Annotated in this window: 14 protein-coding genes; 8 read left to right on the forward strand and 6 right to left on the reverse strand. The window is 45.1% G+C overall.

Features of this window, described 5'->3' with window-relative positions:
* Positions 1-45: 45 nt before the first annotated feature.
* Both GXP65_RS05630 and GXP65_RS05635 read right to left on the reverse strand, forming a co-directional pair.
* The gene (locus tag GXP65_RS05630; RefSeq protein WP_162092265.1) at positions 46-1,677 is read right to left on the reverse strand and encodes an ABC transporter ATP-binding protein; all 1,632 of its coding nucleotides are present in this window, start codon (positions 1,675-1,677) and stop codon (positions 46-48) included.
* A gap of 80 nt (positions 1,678-1,757) precedes the next feature.
* Positions 1,758-2,255 carry a hypothetical protein gene (locus GXP65_RS05635; RefSeq protein ID WP_162092266.1) on the reverse strand — a complete coding sequence of 166 codons (498 nt, stop codon included), beginning with the start codon at positions 2,253-2,255 and terminating at the stop codon, positions 1,758-1,760.
* A gap of 198 nt (positions 2,256-2,453) precedes the next feature.
* Between GXP65_RS05635 and GXP65_RS05640 the strand changes: the two genes are divergently transcribed.
* From GXP65_RS05640 to GXP65_RS05650, 3 genes are all read left to right on the forward strand, one after another.
* Positions 2,454-4,814 carry an ATP-binding protein gene (locus GXP65_RS05640; protein ID WP_162092267.1) on the forward strand — a complete coding sequence of 787 codons (2,361 nt, stop codon included), beginning with the start codon at positions 2,454-2,456 and terminating at the stop codon, positions 4,812-4,814.
* Positions 4,815-5,040: 226 nt separating this feature from the next.
* The gene (locus GXP65_RS05645) at positions 5,041-6,669 is read left to right on the forward strand and encodes a methyl-accepting chemotaxis protein (protein ID WP_162092268.1); all 1,629 of its coding nucleotides are present in this window, start codon (positions 5,041-5,043) and stop codon (positions 6,667-6,669) included.
* A 418-nt stretch (positions 6,670-7,087) separates the two neighbouring features.
* Positions 7,088-8,035 carry a porin gene (locus tag GXP65_RS05650; RefSeq protein WP_045376226.1) on the forward strand — a complete coding sequence of 316 codons (948 nt, stop codon included), beginning with the start codon at positions 7,088-7,090 and terminating at the stop codon, positions 8,033-8,035.
* A 111-nt stretch (positions 8,036-8,146) separates the two neighbouring features.
* On the opposite strand, the gene GXP65_RS05655 is transcribed toward GXP65_RS05650, so the two are convergent.
* Positions 8,147-8,884: a flagellar brake protein gene (locus GXP65_RS05655; RefSeq protein WP_170926985.1), complete on the reverse strand. Its 738-nt coding sequence runs from the start codon at positions 8,882-8,884 to the stop codon at positions 8,147-8,149.
* Between the two features lie 146 nt (positions 8,885-9,030).
* Here GXP65_RS05655 and GXP65_RS05660 point away from each other — a divergent pair, with 146 nt between their 5' ends.
* Together GXP65_RS05660 and GXP65_RS05665 are read left to right on the forward strand one after the other, a co-directional pair.
* Positions 9,031-9,306 (forward strand): GNAT family N-acetyltransferase, encoded by a 276-nt coding sequence (locus GXP65_RS05660; protein WP_041853682.1) that lies wholly within the window; start codon positions 9,031-9,033, stop codon positions 9,304-9,306.
* On the forward strand, positions 9,306-10,289 hold the full coding sequence (locus GXP65_RS05665; protein WP_162092289.1) for a phosphotransferase: 984 nt from the start codon (positions 9,306-9,308) through the stop codon (positions 10,287-10,289). Before GXP65_RS05660 ends, GXP65_RS05665 begins: the two co-directional genes overlap by 1 nt.
* 61 nt (positions 10,290-10,350) lie before the next feature.
* Here the strand turns inward: GXP65_RS05665 and GXP65_RS05670 are convergent, their stop codons facing one another.
* Positions 10,351-10,851: a GNAT family N-acetyltransferase gene (locus GXP65_RS05670; RefSeq protein WP_010645171.1), complete on the reverse strand. Its 501-nt coding sequence runs from the start codon at positions 10,849-10,851 to the stop codon at positions 10,351-10,353.
* Positions 10,852-11,536: 685 nt separating this feature from the next.
* Between GXP65_RS05670 and napG the strand changes: the two genes are divergently transcribed.
* Positions 11,537-12,307, forward strand: a complete 771-nt coding sequence (gene napG / locus GXP65_RS05675; protein ID WP_162092269.1) for a ferredoxin-type protein NapG — start codon at positions 11,537-11,539, stop codon at positions 12,305-12,307.
* Positions 12,307-13,161 (forward strand): quinol dehydrogenase ferredoxin subunit NapH, encoded by an 855-nt coding sequence (napH, locus tag GXP65_RS05680; protein WP_162092270.1) that lies wholly within the window; start codon positions 12,307-12,309, stop codon positions 13,159-13,161. The genes napG and napH overlap by 1 nt, the downstream gene beginning before the upstream one ends.
* A gap of 60 nt (positions 13,162-13,221) precedes the next feature.
* Here the strand turns inward: napH and GXP65_RS05685 are convergent, their stop codons facing one another.
* Positions 13,222-13,467, reverse strand: coding sequence for a hypothetical protein (locus tag GXP65_RS05685; RefSeq protein ID WP_045396365.1), 246 nt, complete (start codon positions 13,465-13,467; stop codon positions 13,222-13,224).
* Positions 13,468-14,272: 805 nt separating this feature from the next.
* Positions 14,273-15,019 (reverse strand): metalloregulator ArsR/SmtB family transcription factor, encoded by a 747-nt coding sequence (locus GXP65_RS05690; protein WP_162092271.1) that lies wholly within the window; start codon positions 15,017-15,019, stop codon positions 14,273-14,275.
* Between the two features lie 335 nt (positions 15,020-15,354).
* Here GXP65_RS05690 and GXP65_RS05695 point away from each other — a divergent pair, with 335 nt between their 5' ends.
* On the forward strand, positions 15,355-16,536 hold the full coding sequence (locus GXP65_RS05695; protein ID WP_045396355.1) for an MFS transporter: 1,182 nt from the start codon (positions 15,355-15,357) through the stop codon (positions 16,534-16,536).
* The last annotated feature ends 35 nt before the right edge of the window (positions 16,537-16,571 follow it).

The raw sequence follows: 16,571 nt of genomic DNA on the forward strand, positions 1-16,571 counted from the left end.
CGCCATACTTTAATCCTAGTTTATGAATATGAAATTGTGATGAATCTAGGCTGCATCATGTTGATTTTCATTGTTTTCAAGATCAAATGAGGCATCAATCAGCTTTCTCGTGTAATCGCTTTTTGGATTATGGAAGATCTCTTCCGCCGTACCTTGTTCCATCACTTCACCCTTTTGCATGACTAACACACGATCAGACAGTGCTTTCACAACAGAGAGATCGTGGCTGATGAACAAGTAGCCGATGTTATGCTTTTTCTGCAGATCTTTCAGAAGATCAATTACGGTCAGTTGAACGGAGCGGTCCAGTGCCGACGTGGGTTCATCAAGCAGAATGAAAGAGGGTTCCAGGATCAGCGCGCGCGCAATCGCAATACGTTGGCGTTGACCGCCAGAAAACTCGTGTGGGTAACGGTTAATAGATGCTGGGTCTAAGCGCACCTCTCGCAGAACATCACGTGCTTTTTGCATCCGTTCTGCTCTACTCATTTGAGGTTGATGCACGGTAAGAGCTTCTGTGATGATGTCGCCAACGGTCATTCTTGGTGAAAGTGAACCGTATGGGTCTTGGAAGACCATTTGTACGTCTTTCTTCAGCTCGAAGCGTTCTTTGTCCGTCAGAAGTGCTAGATCTTGCCCTTTGAATTGAATTTTTCCGGTTGAGGGCAGTAAACCAATCAAAGCTCGGCCAAGTGTTGATTTACCAGAGCCTGATTCACCCACGATACCTAGCGTTTCACCCTGTTTTAGTTCTAAAGAGATACCTTTTACGGCCTCAAAGTATTCGTTCTTACTTGCGATAAAGTGAGGCTTAATAAGAAATTTAACGCGAATATCATCGGCTTTAAGCAGTTCAGTTGCCCCTTCTTTAATGGGATCTTTACTGCCTTTTGGAATCGAGTTAATCAGCATCTTAGTGTAATCATGCTGAGGATCAGAAAAGAGTGTTTCTGTGATGCCTTCTTCGACCACTTTACCTTTACACATCACCAAGACCCGGTCGGCAAAGTGTTTCACCACACCTAAGTCATGAGTAATGAAGAGAATCGCCATGCCCATTTTCGCTTGGATCTCTTTGATCAAATAAAGCACTTCAGCTTGAACGGTCACGTCGAGCGCCGTTGTTGGTTCATCGGCAATCAGAATGTCGGGCTCGTTAATTAACGCCATGGCAATCATGATACGTTGTAACTGACCGCCGGAGAATTCATGTGGATACTTGTCGTAAGCTTGTTGCGGGTTTGGTAAGTGCACTAAATCGAACAACTCGAGAACTTTTTGCTTCGCTTGTTTTTTACTCACTGGACGATGGCACATGATGGCTTCGGCCACTTGAATACCCACACGCATGTATGGATTTAGCGAAGTCATGGGTTCTTGGAAAATCATGCCAATACGATCGCCACGGATACTCTGCATTTGGCGTTCAGATTTTTCTAGGATTGATTCGCCTTCAAAGACGATAGAGGAATTGGCGTGCAAAATGGCATTATCTGGCAGCAACCTCATCAACGCATTGGTCGAGACTGATTTTCCTGAACCAGATTCGCCTACGATAGACAGCGTTTCACCAGCTTTAAGATCAAAGCTAACATTCTTTACTGCATCGACGATACCATCGTTTGTCGTAAAGCTCACAGACAGGTTGTTCACCGAAAGAATGGTTTGTGTGGACATCACGTTTCCTTGTGTATCGAGTTGTTGTTACTGTTACTGCCTCTTCACGTTGGCAGAAACCTATACCGGGTTATCCCTGCCTAGTTATATAGCTGAGGCGCTCCCGTTTCTGCTGCAGTCATTGCTTGCAGATACAAGAATTGCTCATGAGCACGAGTGACATGGTCGAGTTCGATCATCCACTGAGCATTGCGCTGCGCCGAGCAAAATGCGGCCATGTGCGCGAGTAAATCTTCACTTTGCTTACTCAATAACTGGCTAACTCGGCTAATCAAATCATGGCTTTCGAGTTGTAAGAACTGGAACAGAGCGTACGATTGGTTAAGGGCTGAAAACGCCTCTTGCTGCATTCCAAGTTTATTGAGAATTTCAGATTGGGCTACGCTGGCATCGCGCAAACCGCTGATGAGACATACAAACTGGCATGGCTTGGTAAGGTCGTTTTCGAGTGCGGAGTGAATGTGATTTGGCAAATGGCTGAGAACATCTTCATACAAGCGATGAGCTTCTGGCCAATGGCCTTGTTCCATCAGCTGTTCTGCTTTTAAGTAGCGCATCCAGCATTGCTCAATATTCATCTTCATCTCCACAAAATTCGATTTGAATAGATATTAAATGAAATTAATTATCAATTGCAAGTGCGACTTGTTTTCATTTTAAATGGCGTACAGCTGTTCGTAAAATGTCCAAACGAACCGGTGTGGAAGATAAATCACTTAAATTTAAACAAATAATCTCTACACTGAGGTAAAGACAATAAGAAAAAGGAGGCGAGTATGGCAGTACTAAGATTGGAACCTAAACAGCTGTATTCTGTAGCTGAGTTAGAGAATATGCCATGTAAGTCGACCAAGGAATTACCTCCGATTGACGAGATTGTTGGGCAAGAACGCGCACAAAAAGCGGTTGAGTTCGCTATGTCAATCAAGGAGAAAGGGTACAACATCTACGCCATTGGTCAGAATGGTCTGGGCAAGCGCACCATGATTTTGCGCTACTTAAACCGCCATCAGCATGATGATGCGGCTCTGTTTGATTGGTGTTATGTCGCGAACTTTGAAGACACGCGCACACCAAAAGTACTGAAACTGCCTTGCGGTATCGGTAACAAGCTTAAAGTCGATATCGAAAAACTGATGGGCAAGCTACTGAATGCACTGCCTCTCGCTTTCGATAACGAGATGTACTACAGCCGTGCCGATCGCCTAAAAAACCAATTGGCGAACAAGCAACAGTCAGAATTGGATACCATCAGTAAAGAAGCCAAAGAGAAGGGCATTAGCCTAACGATCACTGCGCAAGGTGATTATCAATTTGTGGCTATGAATGGTGAAGAACTGCATACCGAAGAGTCTTTCGATGAGCTAAGCAAGAAAGAGCAGGAATACTTCGGCAGTAGCATTGATGAGCTGGAAGTGAGCTTACGTAACATGGTACGTGAGTTAACCGAGTGGGAAGACTCGTTCAGTGAGAAGATCAAAAAGCTTAACGATGATGTGACGTTGGATGTTATCACTCACTTCATCAAGCAGTTGAAAGTGGATTACGCTGAGTATCCAGAAATCAAAACTTACCTAACCGATCTGCAAAAAGACATTGTTGAAAACGCTGAGATCTTCTTAGAGCAGAGTGGTGAGCAAGGTGAGATTGCGACCGCTTCTCTGGATAAGAAACTGCCACGTCGTTACAAAGTCAACGTGCTGGTAAATCGCAAAAACAGTGAGTTCCCTATCGTGGTAGAAGAGAATCCGAACTACCACTCGCTGTTTGGTTCAATTGAAACCGCAACCTTCAAAGGTACGGTATTCACCGATTTCTCTTTGATTCGAGCGGGTAGCTTGCACAAGGCGAACGGTGGTGTGCTATTGATGGATGCACAAAAGGTACTAGAACAGCCTTACGTGTGGGACGGATTGAAGCGTGCTTTACGCTCTCGTCAGTTGAGCTTCACGTCACTAGAGAAAGAAGTAACGCTGACTGGCGCGGTTTCTCTTGATCCTGAACCGATTCCATTGGATATCAAGATCATCTTGTTTGGTGATTACCGTACATACCAATTGCTGCAACATTACGATCCGGAGTTTGGTGAGCTGTTCCGAGTAACGGCGGATTTCGAAGATGAAATGAAACGTACGCCGGATTCAGAGCTGCAATACGCACGTTTTATCTCTAGTGTGGTGAACGACAACAACATGCTGCACTGCGATAAGAAAGCCATTGCGCGCATTATCGAGTACAGCTCACGCTTGTCTGGTGACCAAACCAAGCTTTCGTTGCATTCTGCCAATATCGCTAACCTATTACGTGAGTCTAACTACGTTGCTCGCCAAGCGAATTCCAACATGATCCGTATCGGACACGTGGAAGAGGCTTTGAGCAACCAAGAAATGCGAGTTAGTCGTTTGCAAGATAGCGTGATGGAAACATTCGTCAATGGCACAACCTTGATTCACACTGATGGTTCTGCTGTTGGCCAAGTCAATGCTCTTTCGGTACTGAGCACCAGTGATCACATGTTTGGTGCGCCAAACCGAATTACTGCGACGACGTGTTACGGCGATGGAGACGTGATTGATATCGAACGAAGTGTCGACCTTGGCGGTAGCATCCACTCTAAAGGTGTGATGATTCTGTCTGCTTACTTGTCGTCTGTGTTCGGTAAGACTGCACGTGTACCACTGACCACCACAATTACCTTTGAGCAATCGTACGGTGGTGTTGATGGCGATAGCGCAAGTATGGCTGAGTTCTGTGCTGTGGTATCTGCGTTCTCGAAACAGCCAAACCGTCAGGATATTGCGATCACAGGTTCGATGAACCAATTCGGTGAAGCGCAACCTATTGGCGGTGTGAACGAGAAGATCGAAGGCTTCTACGATGTGTGTGAAATCAAAGGGCGTCATGCGGGACAAGGGGTGATCATCCCACGTTCCAACGTGCATAACCTAATGCTTCGTCCTGACATTGTGAGAGCAGTAGAGAAGGGGGATTTCCACATCTGGGCAATTGATCACGTAACTGAGGCTGTTGAGCTATTTACTGGTAAAGCGGCGGGCGAAGCAACAGACGAAGGAACTTACCCAATCGACACCATTTTTGGGTTAGCACAAGCTAAGTTAAATGCGCTGAGAAAATAAGCGATCGTTGACTTAAAAGTTTATAGAAAGACGTACAAGCTTTCATAACTTGTCACAACGACAATATCCTGACGTAATGTCGGGATATTGTCGTTAAAGCCATGAAATTGATGGCTTTTTACTCTGGACAAAAATGTGATCTACCTCTAGTATTTGCCTCCTTGTCTATTCGTCTGGGAATAATCCCATCGCAAGGAAGCCAACACTCAAATACCTGAGGTTACTCATGCAGCTATCACTGAAAAACTTGTCGGTACGAACGCAAGTTTTGGTTCCAGTTCTATTCACCGCGATCACTCTGTTTATTACATTGTGGATCACTCAAAACAACCTAGAAGCAGAGCAAGAATTGGTTGCTTCTAACTCCGATTCTCTCGTGTTTTACAAAGACACGCTGGCTCAAATTGATGACCAAGTTTACCCATTACGCATAAGCGCGGTTTACGCGATCTACGATGCTGCTCGTCGTGATGCGTTCCTTGCTGACCTGAAAGCGGGCGCAAAAGCCATTGATACAGACCTTGATCTTATCGATGCACGCGGTACGTTTAGCAAAGACGCGGAGAAGGTTCGTCAAAGTATCGATGCTTACATTGATTACTCTACTCGTGCTGTTGATTTCTTTAACCGCCATGACCGTGGTTTAGTGTCGGATAACGAATACACAAACTTCATCTCAGGTTACCGCCGTGTGGGCAACGAAATGGTTGCGACCATCAACGCACTATCACAGCGTGTGAATGAGATTGCTACGGAAGCAACTGCAGAGAGCGCACGCCAGCATACTCGCGTACAAAACAATGCCATGATGTCAGTTATTGCGGTATTTGCATTCTCTTTACTAGGCGCTTGGTTCCTATCTGGCATGATCGTAACGCCAATCCAAAAACTGCAAGAAGTGATGCGTAAGCTAGCAGGTGGTGACCTGTCGGTACGTGCAGACATTGATGGCGACAACGAAATTTCTCAGCTAAGCAAAGACGTAAACCAAACAGCGAAGCAACTTCACGATACGGTTGATCAATTGATGCGCATCAGTGAAGAAGTGGCTTCTGCTTCAACTGAGCTTGCTGCAGTAATGACGCAAGCAGAAGCAAATGCTCAGCAAGAGCTAGCGGAAATCGAGCAAGTTGCGTCGGCAGTCAATGAGCTAGCGAGCACGGCTAATAACGTAAGTGATAACGCGACATCTGCAGATGCAACAGCACGTGAAGCTGACGGCCTAGCGCAATCTGGCCTAGCGATCTTCCAAGAGAGTGCACAAGCAAGCGAGCAAATGTCTCAAGCACTGAACGATGCTGCGCAAGTGGTTCTGCGTCTAAAAGAGCAATCCGTTCAAATCAACGACGTTATCGAAGTGATTCGTGGCGTATCTGAGCAAACGAACCTTCTAGCGCTAAATGCCGCGATTGAAGCCGCGCGTGCTGGTGAATCTGGCCGTGGTTTTGCCGTGGTAGCTGATGAAGTGCGTATGCTGGCTGCTCGTACACAAGACTCTACGCAAGAAATCTCGTCTATCATTGAAGAGCTTCAAGCGCAGTCTGGTCTAGCAAACGACAGCATGCAGGTGAGCCTAGAGATGCTTAACCGCAACAACGAGCTGACTCAACAAGCGAACGACGCACTGATCGGCATTACAGAGTCGGTAGCGAATATCAACGACTCGAACACGCAAGTGGCGACTGCGGCGGAAGAGCAGTCTCAAGTAACACAAGACATCAACCGCAATGTCGTTAACATGTCTGAGCTTGTGAACCAAAACGTAGCGGGCATTAGCCAAAGTGCGAGTGCAAGTACGGAGCTTTCTCACCTTGCAGAGAAACAAAAAGAACAGTTGAGCTTCTTCAAGCTATAAGCATTAAGTAGAAACCTTAAGCAATACAAACTGACTGAATATAACCAGAATCCCTGAGCCTCGGCTCGGGGATTTTTTTTATGAAAAGTGAAGTAATGACTCAATCAACAGTAATTAAAACAGTCAGTTACCAAAAATAATGCGTGACTCATGTCACATTTATAAATGTTAAACCAGGCTTTCTAGCGTCAAATGTTTTTTGACGCGCACACATTTTTCTAACTATCCGACAACTTGATGGTTTTGACATATTCATATCGTCACCACTAATGGTGTTTTGTTCAATTTAGGCTGTGTATTCAACTTGTTGCGCTAAAAAGCGCAGCTGCTACTATGCCGCCCGTTTTCTCGTTGGTACAGAAAAGTCCTGTTTTCTGGTGAGAAAATAATGACAAAACAAAGATATGGAAAACTATAAATGAAATTGAAAACTTTAGCTGTAGCAGTGGCACTGTTAGCATCTGGATCTCAAGTTGTCGCTTCAGAACTGTACAACCAAGATGGCACTTCACTAGAAATGGGCGGCCGCGCTGAAGCTCGTCTATCTATGATGGATGGCAAAGCAGAAGACCGTTCTCGCATCCGTCTTAACTTCCTAGGCAAACAGGAAATCAGCGATAGCCTATACGGTGTTGGTTTCTGGGAAGGTGAGTTTGAAACATTCGAAAACGGTGGTGTAGACGGTAACAGCGATCTTGAAACTCGTTACGCTTACGCGGGTCTTGGTGGCAAGTACGGTGAAATCACTTACGGTAAAAACGACGGTGCACTAGGTGTTATCACTGACTTCACTGATATCATGGCTTACCACGGCAACACTGCAGCACTAAAACTGCCAGTTGCTGACCGTACAGATAACATGGTTTCTTACTCTGGCCAGTTCGAGCAACTAGCAGTACGCGCAAGCTACCGTTTTGCTGATCGCACAACAGATGTGAACGGTTTTGACGACAACGAGCAAGATGGCTTCTCTCTATCTGGTATTTACGCATTCGCTGACACTGGCTTTGAGCTAGGTGCTGGCTTTGCTAACCAAAATGACTTTGATCAGTACATGCTAGCGGCTTCTTACACTGTAGGTAACTTCTACGTTGCTGGTAACTACACAGGTATCGAGAAAGATTCTGACGATTACAAAGGCTACGAACTTGCAGCTGCATACACAATGGGCCAAACAGTGTTCACCTCTACTTACAACAAAGGTGATGTAGAAGACACTGATATTGTAGACAACCTAGCGGTTGACGTAACTTACTACTTCAAGCCTAACTTCCGCGGCTACGCGTCATACAACTTCGACCTAACGGACAACGAAGGTGCTGACGAGAAAGACGAGCTAGCACTGGGTCTACGCTACGACTTCTAAGTCGATAATGACTGAAAATATACTGCCTTATTCTTAGTCATTTAAAACCCCTTGCCAGATGGTAAGGGGTTTTTCCGTTACAGCGGTAAAATGCAGAAAAGCCGTGTTGCGTTAGCCTTTCAGCTTTAGCTTGGTGCCATCAAATTTGAGATGGCTTAACAGGTTCTTAGCGTTAGCTTTGCCGAAATCATCAAACTCCACGCCGTAACGGGCGTAATGAACCGATTTCTGCAAGTTACAAATTCTCCCCTTCAATGGCGCAAGCATACGACCATTACCTGGCATGGTAATGTCGAGCGTCACCAGATCGCCAACTTGCAATGTTCTGCTCATTGGTGACGTCACGAATCGACAACCGCTTTTAGAGAGATCACGTATCTCACACTCTGCTCGGTATTGTTCAAACTGAAGGCGAGAGCGCAGATTCACTTCGTATCGCACTTCTTTTCTCAGCTGATATACCTGCATGGTATTAGGAAGGTTTAGTACCAATAGTGGGTAGGGGTCGCCTAAACGGTGTTTGAGCTGTGCTCGGAAAGGAATGACGGCACCTTCGCCACGATGGGAGTAAGCTTTTACGTTGATCCAAAAGCCTTCTTGAAAGTAAAACTTCAAATCCTCATCGGAGATATTTGGGATTTCAATCAGCGCGGTATTGTTAGAATGACAGCCCATAAATGTGCTGGTGGTGATGAACTTGGTACCAACGGGCGTGGTGACGTTGAGAGTCACTTCACTGCCGTGTTCTACCATTGCCATTGCATCGGTGCTGTTGAGTGTGCTTGCCTGACGTTCTGGAGCGTTTCTGCTTTGTGGAGATGTTCTCTTATCTCCGGCGCTCGCGATCATATTTCTCATTATTATTGTCGTGCCTGATGTGAGAAGGTGTTACGCGCTATTATTAGTACGAAGTGACTAGATGATTCGTGGGTATCATTCTAGGCAGTCGTATAGATGGTTTCAATAAAGTGAAAGGGAAAAGTGGGGAGCCGATAATGCAGAAAGTGACACAAGACACAATAAACCAAACTTTTTGGGTCGATTTAGAGAGTAACCACAAAGCGAAGGTGGTTTATAAGCTGGATGGACAGGCGATGCACATTACGTCGACTTTGATTCCTGAAGAGTTACGGGGTAAAGGTTACGGCAAAGTGATGATGGAGGCCGTCTTGCCAGAAATAGAGGCACAAGGTTATCGCGTTGTACCTGTTTGTCCTTACGTGGTTAAATACATAGCAAGACACCCAGAATGGGCACATTTACTCGCATAATGGAGCCAATGATTAACCCACTATATCAAAGCATCGGTGATGAACTCGAACTCGGTTCGCTTGAACGCATTGATGTCATTCAATCACTATGGGGTGGTTATGGTGAACTCGTTCGGCTGACTTTCCCATCTCACTCTATCATCGTTAAACACGTTCAACTTCCTAAGCCCTCCGAACACCCTCGAGGCTGGAATACCGATCGCTCGCACCAACGTAAGCTGCATTCTTACCAAGTGGAAGTGAGTTGGTATCAGAACTTTAGTCAACGGGTTGATGAACACTGTCGAATCCCTAAAGGATTAAAGTGTTTTCAGAATGAAAATGAATGGCTAATTGTCATGGAAGATCTCGCTCAGGCTGGTTATCCAAACGTGATTAAAAACGCGAGTGAAGGACACTTAAAAGCCTGCTTGACTTGGTTGGCAAACTTTCATGCCCGCTATATTGGCGTGTGTGATGAAACCTTATGGCAAACCGGCACCTATTGGCATTTAGCCACAAGACCTGATGAACTATCGGTACTGAAGGATGAAAGGCTTAAGAAGAATGCTGAATTGATTGATCGCACTTTGCGTCAGGTGCGTTTTCAAACTTTGGTTCATGGGGACGCTAAACTGGCCAATTTTTGCTTTGACGATGAAGGCTCAGCCGTTGCGGCAGTAGATTTCCAATATGTGGGACATGGCTGTGCGATGAAAGATGTGGCACTGTTTATGAGCAGCGCTGTTGAACCTAGCCAGTGTGCTGAGATGGAAGCTTGGGTACTGGACACCTACTTCAATGCTTTAGCTAAGGCGCTTGAACACTATCAACCTGAGCTTGACGTTTCTGTGGTTGAGCAAGAATGGCGGCCATTGTTTGCTGTTGCGTGGGCAGATTTTCAGCGCTTTGTGAAAGGGTGGAGCCCAGAACACTGGAAGATTAACCCCTATACCGAATCGTTAACGAAACGAGCGTTAGACTATTTGGACTTGAAGCAGTAAATAAAAACTCCCGCTGGATTTCATAGTGAAAAAGTGGGAGTTTTATCATGGTGGATAACTATTAGTTTTTCGGTTTTCGAATGCGAGCTAGGCTGTAGGTATTGATAAACTCTCCGTCTCGGAAAGAGGCATCAACTAACTCACCTTCGATCTCAAAACCGTGTTTTTTGTATAAGCCAATCGCCGCTTCGTTATCAGTATTCACTTCAATTTGGATGCGTCTTACATTCAGCCAGTTGTCTGCTAGTTCAGTCACTGTGCTTATCAGCGCACTGCCAACCCCTAAACCGTGGTACTTATCATGAACACCAATACCAAATGATGCGGTGTGCGAAGTTCTTGGACGTTGTGAGTGATGGAACCCAATGTTTCCTACCACCTTGCCATCGATTTCTGCGACATAGCTATACACACCAGCTGGCATGTTGGATAACCGGTCGACCCACATGGTGACGGATGGCTTCGGGAGTTGCAGGGTTTCACGTTGTGCTTTTGGTTGCGAATAAATTTCGACTAGTGCAGCGGCGTCTTCAACAGTGGTTGGACGAACGATAATTTCCATGCTTCTCTCCTGTGGTTTGTTGGAATTAACTTCAATCTAACCAGAGAACGTTGCTTTGAATAGCCTTTTTTTAATTTTACCCTCCAAATGGCTTTTAAATTAGTATGTTACGAACCTCTAACTTTCACTTTTTATAGTGAATTATCATTGAAAATTCCAATGAGAGTGATTTTTTGTTGAATTTTTGTGCTAAAGAAATTCACCTTTATGGAGAATAATGGTGAAGTTGTATACCCAAGTAACCTCGAGATGCGTGGTTCAGCGAGAATGACTTGGTTTGTAGACGCGGCGGCGATTTAAAGGTCTAGTGGGTCTAAATCAAGAATCGACAACAAAGTATACAAGCCAAGACCCTTACTATTTGCAAAGAGTGCCCTTCGGGAGCGTGTCATTGACTCGATCTCTGCTTCAAACAACTTGGAAAGAGCTCGCTATTCCACGGCGTTGTTTTCCTTGACCTCGAATCAATGACAACGCTCTGAATCCAGCATCTTGAAGTCACTTGGGTATATTCATCAAAATAAACCCATTTTTATCAAAGTGTGAAGTTGGTATCTGCAACGAGTTGATTTTAATCAAGACAGGTTGGAGTTACCTCTTATGGGGTATGGGGAGCACGTCTTTTTAGCGCTATTTATGCTTAACTTATTTAAGAGCAATTAGAGCGTGTTTGAGGAATACAATAATGAAATCCTCTCAATCAAAAGTCTCGCAAAGTCGACGTCGATTCTTGCGGGACACTGCGCGCACCGCAGCTGGTGTTGGTGCAGCCGCGTGTGTTCTGGGGTTGCAATCATTGCAAAGCCAAGCACGCGAAACTAAAGGTGTGCCCATTCGTCCCCCCGGCGCCTTACCAGAAGTTGATTTTGAGTCCGCCTGTATTCGATGTGGCTTGTGCGTCCAAGCATGCCCTTACGACACCTTGAAACTTGCCAGCTTATTATCTCCAGTGGCAACAGGTTCCCCTTACTTCACTGCACGTGATATTCCATGTGAAATGTGCGAGGACATTCCGTGTGTCGTCGCCTGCCCGAGTGGTGCTTTGGACCATGACTTAACAGACATCGACGATGCGAGAATGGGAACCGCTGTACTTATTGACCACGAAACCTGCCTGAACTGGCAGGGTTTACGTTGCGACGTTTGTTACCGCGTGTGTCCGCTCATCGATGAAGCCATTACATTAGAAAATATTCGTAATGACAGAACTGGTTATCACGCGAAGCTTATTCCAACAGTTAACTCCGACGTATGCACTGGCTGCGGTAAATGCGAACAAGCCTGCGTATTAGAGGTTGCGGCGATTAAAGTCGTGCCGACAGATTTAGCCAAAGGCAAAGTGGGCAGTCACTACAATTTTGGCTGGCAAGACATCGACAAGCCATTAGAGAACGTCTTACCGGAAGAAACTCCAGTACCGAGTGGTGCGCTTGAGTCGCTTAAAGGAAGTCAATAATGGCCAAGAACTTAGCGCAAGATGCTGGCAAAGAAGCCATCGAAAAACTGGGATGGTGGCGTGCGCATCGTTTTCTCATTCTACGTCGATTATGCCAACTGACTATCATTGTTCTGTTTATGGCAGGGCCAACATGGGGCATTCTACAAGGCAATTTGTCTTCCAGTATGCTGCTTAATACCGTGCCACTTAGCGATCCCCTGATTGTATTACAGTCTCTCGCCACAGGTCATATTCCAGAGTTTAACGCTTTGCTAGGCGTTGCGATTGTATTGGTGTTTTACGCAATTCTTGCTCCTCGCGCTTTTTGTGCTTGGGTATGTCCTGTGAATATTGTGACGGATTTTGCGGCGTGGCTGCGCAGAAAACTTAACCTTAAAGCGAGCTACCGGTGGTCACCTAATATTCGTTATTGGTTGATTCCAGCTTTGATGCTGGGCAGTGCGATTTCAGGTTCTGTGCTTTGGACATGGTTAGATCCTGTTGCTGCACTTCACCGAGGCTTAGTATTTGGCATGGGCGCTGGTTGGGTTTTGATTCTACTCGTGTTTGTGCTGGATTTGCTGTTGGTTGAGCACGGTTGGTGTGGCCACTTGTGTCCACTGGGTGCAACCTATGGCGTGATTGGCAGCAAGAGTTTGTTGCGCGTGACCGCCGTTCGCCGAGAAGACTGCACAAAATGCATGGATTGTTTTTATGTTTGCCCCGAGCCGGAGATTTTGCGTCAGCCACTAAAAGAAGGTGACCGACGTGTGATGGATCAAACTTGTATGAGTTGTGGGCGCTGCTTAGATGTTTGTCCTGAGAAGGTATTTGAATTTCAAAACCGGCTTAACGTGAAGAACATCGACTAAAACCAAATGGCCAGTGTCGATAACCACTGGCCATTTTAGGAAGGGATGGAAAGTCGGCAATTAGTCCGACTTTTCGTCTTTAATGATACCTTTTCTCTCTAGTCGCTTCTTAGGGTTGACGCGATGATCGACGCCTAGTGCTTCTTTTGTGGTATCTGCGATCGTTTCATCCAACGTACAGCGGTTTCCGACCACCTTCGTCACGCCGTTAGCCAGTTTTTTAGGGCTACATTTCGGATCGATAGGGCCAGCGTTTGCGACCACAGGAAGCAGTGACAATAACATCACTGAAAATGCGTATTTCATCTCTTGAATCCTAATCTCTCAACTCGGTGCTAAATTTAGCATCGGCCTTGTAAAGGATTTAGGCATTTTTAAGATAGTCACTCGGCTAGATGTCTAGAAAGTGAAAGCCTGCTCTCTTCCTTGAAAGTCAGGCTTTCTTGAGGTCGCACCTCGAGCCACTTTTTCATACTTGTTAGTGAACCAGATATTCCATACTGATAATTTGCTTCAACAAGAATGAACTTCCAAGTACTACCCAAAGAAAGGCCTTAACAATTTTTCTTCTTTGCACTGGTTTTCCTTGTGAAATGAATAGGGTTTGCGTTGCCAATCATTCGGCGATGACTTAGATAATATCGAAATGGTTTCGAATTGAATGGTCACATCCAAATTTCGTTATTCATGGATGCCTACAGGTGGGAGAGACAGATAAAAAAATCCCACCTATGGAGTATTAGGTGGGTAAGGCTTATGTGGAGCTACAAGTAAGTGGCCACCAGTTAGAGTCGGGAACGTGGTGGCAACCTCTCAACGATATCGCGTTCGCTGTCTGTGAAAAAGGCATTCTAAATAACGCTAAATTTGCCAATGCTAAACATACAAACACTTAATCTGTTCACTCTAATTGAAGCGTTTTGGGTTGTATCCAAATTAAATGTAATTACTTTGATTAGTTTTTGTTTTTCAAGGAGTTGCTGATTTTGTTGTGTTGGGTAGATTCCAAACCATAGAATTGACGAGAGCATGACAAGGAGACACTGCTTACAATAAAAATTTTATGCAGTGCCTCGAGGGGATGAGAGATAATTAAAAGAGAGCTAAGCGACTATTGCTCGTTGTTTTGTGCGGCTTTTAAACGTGACTTCTCTGCGTTAATTATGCCTGGATTCCCAATGCGAACGGTTTGGAGTAAATGCTTAATCCACATAGGCAAAGATGGGGATAAGCGATAATGAATCCAAAGACCATGTCGGGTATCTTTCAAGAATGTCGTGTCTCTTAGTAAAGCCAGGTGGCGAGAGACTTTTGGCTGGCTTTCATTCAAAGCGTTTTTCAAATCGGTTACGGTTAGATCTTGTTCATCTTCTAACAGCATCAATATCTTGAGTCGCAGCGGATCGCTCATCAGCTTAAAGAAATTGCTCGGATCCACTTGTGTGCGGTTTTCTTCACTGTTGAGCAGTAGAAATAGACCGATTCTCTCAATCAATTCTTTTGCCGTATTCTGGAAAGGTTCGACACCTTCAAGCGGTTTTGGATCGATGAGATTCCAATGCAATTGGTCGATGTCTTGGTCGAAGATCACGCATTCATCTTTGGCGTTATCACACAATGTAATGACGAAGTCATAGTGATTCTTTTCCACTTCTGCGTAGTCTTTCGAGCGAAGTCCTTCATTACTTATTTGATGCGCTTTCAATACATCAAACACTCTTGTGTCGACGTCACTTGGGTGGACTCCTGCGCTTTCGGCATGGAACATTTCACCTGCCATATGGTTGAAGATCGCTTCGGCAAGTTGTGAGCGAGCGGAGTTACCGGTGCAAAGAAACAGGACTTGTTTTTTCATCATATCAAACTTTGGATTTCAGAGGCTTGCGTCAAAATGACCATTGATACGCAACAGTATAACCTTCTGAGAGTTGAACAAGAAGCACGTATCTTTCCTTGGTCTATGAGCGGTCAGGCTACGATTCATACGAAGGAATGCGGTCATAATTTTCAATTTGTAAAAATTGTTTTAATTATCATCAAATAAAATGGACGGTAGCGAATTTTTTCTGTGCCATTTTTTTACCTAACCTGATGAAATTAAAAGAAAGTACTAAGAAAGGTTAAATTATAATGATATTGCGAATTTGTTACATTTGGCGGTATGATGACGGCTTCATATTCTAAGGACTCATCATGAATACGCCACAGAAAAGTTGGAGAACGCCACAAAACTTTCTTCTGCTGATTTCCATTATTGTTCCTATTGCCTTCTCCACTTGGATGGCGTTACTGAACAACTTCGTTATCGAAAAAGCCAACTTTGATGGAGCCGATATCGGCTTACTGCAAAGTGTGCGTGAGATTCCCGGTTTTCTTGCTTTCACTGTTGTGTTTGTTTTGCTGTTTATCCGTGAGCAACGTTTTATGTTGGTCTCGCTCGCCATGCTGACACTCGGCACGGCAATCACAGGTTACTTCCCATCTTTGTTTGGATTGCTTTTTACCACCTTGTTGATGTCGACTGGCTTCCACTATTTCGAAACACTGAAGCAATCTTTGTCCTTGCAATGGCTTTCTAAGGAAGAAGCGCCGGAAATGCTGGGTAAGTTCATTTCGGTTGGAGCCTTAGCCTCACTGTTCACATACGGTGCAATTTGGGTGCTGTTGGAGCAGTTGAAACTGGAATTCAAAACCGTCTACTTATTGGCTGGTGGTATTGGTTTTGTGTTGATTATGATCATGGCGTTTGCCTTCCCAGAATTCAAAACGGAAGTACCACAAAATAAGAAGCTTGTTCTGCGTAAGCGTTACTGGCTGTACTACGCGTTGACCTTTATGAGCGGTGCACGACGTCAAATCTTCACGGTTTTTGCTGGATTCTTGATGGTTGAGAAGTTTGGCTATTCGGCTGCAGACATTACGCTTCTCTTCTTAATCAACTACTTGTTTAACTTTCTTTTCGCTAAGCGTATTGGACGTTTCATCGGTGTCGTAGGTGAGCGCAAAGCCTTGATGTTTGAATATGTGGGACTGATTTTTGTCTTCGTCGGTTACGGTTTAGTACAAACTGCGGAGTGGGCGGCAGCACTGTACGTGGTCGATCATCTGTTCTTCGCTTTGGCACTTGCAATCAAAACCTACTTCCAGAAGATAGCCGATCCGGCAGACATGGCATCAACGGCGGGTGTGGCGTTTACCATCAACCACATTGCCGCTGTCGTGATTCCAGTAACCTTTGGTGTGATTTGGCTGGTTTCGCCTTCAAGCGTGTTTTACATTGGTGCCGCTATGGCCGCAGTGAGCTTGCTGCTTTCTTTGAACATTCCTGCCAAGCCGGAAGAGGGAAATGAGACTCGTGTGTTGAGATGGAACTAAGTTAGTACTTACTACTTAATAACTTAGCGCGAAAG

Source organism: Vibrio sp. LB10LO1, assembly GCF_010092875.1.
GTDB lineage: Bacteria > Pseudomonadota > Gammaproteobacteria > Enterobacterales > Vibrionaceae > Vibrio > Vibrio campbellii.